We start from the raw sequence: 3,970 nt of genomic DNA, 5'->3' as shown, positions 1-3,970 counted from the left end.
TCTCGGCCGGCGTCGATTCGGGCGCCAACCACCCGGGCACCCTGTCGGGCATCCACAGCCACAACTTCAGCGGCGACGGCTACAACCAATGGCAGCTGGACGACACGCAAGGCCAGGTCCGCATGCGTCTGGCCACCAGCAGCGCGGCGACCCAGCTGAACCTGGGCTACCTGATCCAGCAATCGCCCACGTCATCCCAACGGGGCGCCTACCGCGGTGCCGGTTTCGAACTGCGCACCGACGCGTGGGCCGTCGTGCGCGGTGGCGAAGGCGTGCTACTGACAACGTCCGCCCGGTCGGCGCAAGGCGCCGGTGTCACGTCGACGCAGATGGATGCATCCGAGGCGCTGGCAGGATTCAAGTCGGCCGAAGAACTGGCGGAGACGATCAGCGACGCCGCCACCGCACAGAATGCGCTGGTGAGCAAGAACGCGGCAACGGCGCACAAGGATTTCGTCGCGCTGCTCGATCCCGAACAAAAGGGGAAGTTCAGCGGGGCCGTCAACGGTCAGGAGGCTTCGAAAGCCCAAAGCGGCTCGCGTGAGCTGGATGCATCGCAGCCGGTGGAAAAGTTCGGTGCACCGATTGTTGTCATGGACTCGCCGACCAGCATCAACTGGGCGACACCGGCATCGACCGTGCTGTTCGCCGGACAGCAGTTGCGGTGGATTACCCAGGGCGATGTGCAGATGACGGCCGCGCATACGGTGTCGTCGGTTGCTGCTAACGCTGCGTCGTTCTTTACGCACTCGGGCGGGATTCAGGCCATTGCCGCGAATGGGCCGGTGTCGCTGCAGGCGCATACGGATCAGCTGGAGATTGTGGCTGACAAGTCGGTGACCGTGATCTCGGTGAATGATTCCATCGAGATCAAGGCGAATCAGAAGATCGTTCTGCAGGCCGGGCAGTCTTCCATCACGTTGGAGGGTGGGGATATTACGTTTGCTTGTCCGGGGAACTTTACGGTTAAGGGTGGGAAGCATGTGTTTAATGGCGGAAACAGCAAGCCTGCACTCATGGAGGCGTTCCCGGAACTGTTAATCCCAGCCCTGGAACACTTGAATAAGAAGCCAGCGCTTCCGACCGCGAAAGATAATGCAGTTTATGACGAGCAGATCCGATTCAAAAATAGTTCGAATTTTCCGCTTCGCGATATTCCATATACCCTATTCCTGGAAAATGGGAAATCGATTAAGGGCGTTACGGATAAGAGCGGCCTAACTAGTCGCGTTATTTCAAACGAGCCGATCATGATTCAGTCGGTCGAACTTCGGGCGACAGTTGTGCCACAATGCTGCAACTCAGCTGCTCACGCCTCCTCGACAATGATCACTTTCCCCATTGCAGATGTGAAGACGAACGATATCGACATAGGCTCCTCAATAGTAGAGATAAAAACACCGGATGGTGAATCTCGCAGCTTAACTTCGGGCGAAATTGCAATTTCCAGAATTCTTTTTAAGGACTCAATTGATTATTCGAAAGTTCGAGTCCATAAGCGCGAGTTTTTGTGGTTTGGTCTTCAGCCAGACAATGTAGCAATGACTCCGAATGGTGAAATTTATTTCAACGAGGAGAAGTTTAAAGAGGACTTTTCTGCTGAAACCTTTGACTTAAAACTTTGGTTTATACATGAGATGGTCCATGTTTGGCAACACCAACTAGGCTATCCAGTCATGGCACGTGGTGCAGTACGAATTCGACTGGCGTACGACTACACATTGCAGGAAGAAAAAACTCTTCGTGATTATAATATGGAAGCCCAAGGCAATTTACTTGCGGATTACTGGGCCTTGGTCTCGACGAATAATTCTCCCAGCTATTTCAATGAATCAAAGCATATCGGGGACAGAGTTTTATATGAGAAGGTGATCGGAAACTTCATATCAAACCCGTCAGATAAGTTCAATCTACCAAAAATTTTTCTATGAGCAGAACGATGACAATAATGTCAAACCTCGCTGCCACGTTCTTGATAAGCTTGTGTGCTACCGGCTGTCATGCCATGTCTCGCATGGATAATGCTGAGGTAAAGACTGCGTTCGGAAAGCCCTGTTTTTCTTTGCCACTGAACTCTGAGACAAAGCAAGGTGTTCCGTTTTATTCTATTTTGTTATCGGAGGTTAAGTCAGAGACGCGAGGCCAGTCTCCCCGGGAGTTGTGGCACCAATACGTTGTTCCTCGCGGAAAATCGATAACACTTATGCCCTCAGACTGTTTGCTTTATGGGCAAGTAATTCCTTCGATGGAACAGCGCATTCTTGCTCCGTTAGCTCCTTACCGTACTTATGCAATTGCGTTGAACGCCCGTCCCAAAGGGTCGAGTCTGATGGGTTATCGCGCTGAATTTTGTTTAGTTCCTCAAGAATCGGGAGAGTTACGTGTTGTCATGGTTTCGCCTGAACGTAATCCCAACAATGAGGATGTTGGCCAGTGTCAAGGCCGATAGTGTTGTGCTTTAGGCCGGCGCCGTGCGCCGCCTGGCCCCGGGCCACGCCTTCACCTTGACCCAGCACGAGCGCTATGGCCCGGACAGCGACGCCTTCGTCGCGCTGTGGGTCGAGCACGAGGCCCGCAACAACTTCCAGGCGCAGATCAAGACGGCGGCCGGTGGCGGCCTTGTCGAAAACGGCACCTACCGCAACCGCTTCGGCTGCGTGCGCGACGCCGTCGCCATCGTGCCGCGCGCGGCTGCCGCCGCCCATCCCGTCACCGCGCTCGGGCCGCAGACAGCAATCGTCGTCGGGCTGGCCGACGCCGTCGCCCACACGGGCCGCGATCACCAGGTGCGCATCCAGTTCGCCTCGCAGCGCGGCGAAGGCGCCAACGCCGGCGGCATGGCCCACAACACGGACGAAACGGGCAACGCCCCCGGGCGACGAGCGCTCGGGCACCTGCGTACGCTAGCGGTGGACTATGGTCACGCATTTCATTATATTGTTAAGAATTCATTGATATCGAAAGCTTTGAGTTTTGGCCCTGGTAACGCCTTACTCCCGCACAGGGGCGGATTCTGAAATTAAAGACGGAAAAATTCAGAGAGAAAGTTAAATCGGGGAAGCAGTATCTCAACGATACATGTGCCGAAAGTACGCGAGATCTACTAGACGCAGCAGACATACGTACCCCTAGCGGTTCGGGCAGGGTTAAGCACAGTGATATACTCTCGTTCCCTATTGCATATGCTATCAATCAGTACATATGGTATAGCAATTTTGTCAATGAAAGGTTTTCAGAAATGGTGATGGAACTCGGAGAGAATGAAGAGTGGCAACCCCCCGTTGGTGAAATTAACCCCATTTTTGGAAGTGCATCTTGAGAGATTTGCGTCTCGCGGCGGTAGTATTTTTTTATTGCATTCTTAATTTCAATTTATCTACCGCCGCGGAATTCAATGACACCCCGATGAAACCAGCCGAGTTGCAGAAATACGCAGGAAGTATCACGAATGGAGCCGCTATGAGTGAAACGCCAGTCGATCGCTTTAGCAACGTTAGCCCGCTAGAGATGCCTAGAATAATTGTGATGAATTATGCCGAAAGAATGTACGTCACATTACTTGTTGGCGAGATGATGAAAATTCTCAGCAAGCGCCGCGACCTGGAAGAAACTGATCTGATCTTCGGATCGGGGAAATATTTCTGGCCTAAGGACCCGAGAGAAAAGACGCACACGTCTATAACATTTGGCGCACAGAATTTTTCTCTTCGATCGATTACCGTTGACTTTCGGCGAAAAAGCAAGGATCAGCCCTGGCAGAAAGGAATTATTACAATACATCCGCAAAATTATCCGATTGGCGTTTACGACATGCAGCTTCCAAAGGAAGCTTTCAAAAATTACGTTTTTGAAAGCTCGTCTTCGGAAATCCGGCCTAACAGGCCAGTCAAGGAAGTGAACATTTATTCTTTTAGAGTTCTCGAGGAAAAATCTTCATTATTGTTGCGGTATGAGGCGCGACCAGATGTGT

At 52.4% G+C, this 3,970-nt stretch carries 3 protein-coding genes; all 3 read left to right on the top strand.

Annotated features, from left to right (window positions below; translation table 11 throughout):
- Window positions 1-1,931: DUF2345 domain-containing protein (locus tag GM672_RS29445; protein WP_155473636.1), on the top strand; the 1,931-nt coding region annotated here is incomplete at its 5' end.
- A gap of 540 nt (window positions 1,932-2,471) precedes the next feature.
- Window positions 2,472-3,017, top strand: coding sequence for a hypothetical protein (locus GM672_RS27275; protein ID WP_155473635.1), 546 nt, complete (start codon window positions 2,472-2,474; stop codon window positions 3,015-3,017).
- Between the two features lie 388 nt (window positions 3,018-3,405).
- Window positions 3,406-3,970 (top strand): hypothetical protein (locus GM672_RS27270; protein ID WP_155473634.1); only part of this gene is annotated, 565 nt, incomplete at its 3' end.

The organism is Pseudoduganella buxea, assembly GCF_009720835.1.
Lineage (GTDB): Bacteria > Pseudomonadota > Gammaproteobacteria > Burkholderiales > Burkholderiaceae_D > Rugamonas > Rugamonas buxea.
This window is presented reverse-complemented; position numbering and strand designations above follow the sequence as displayed.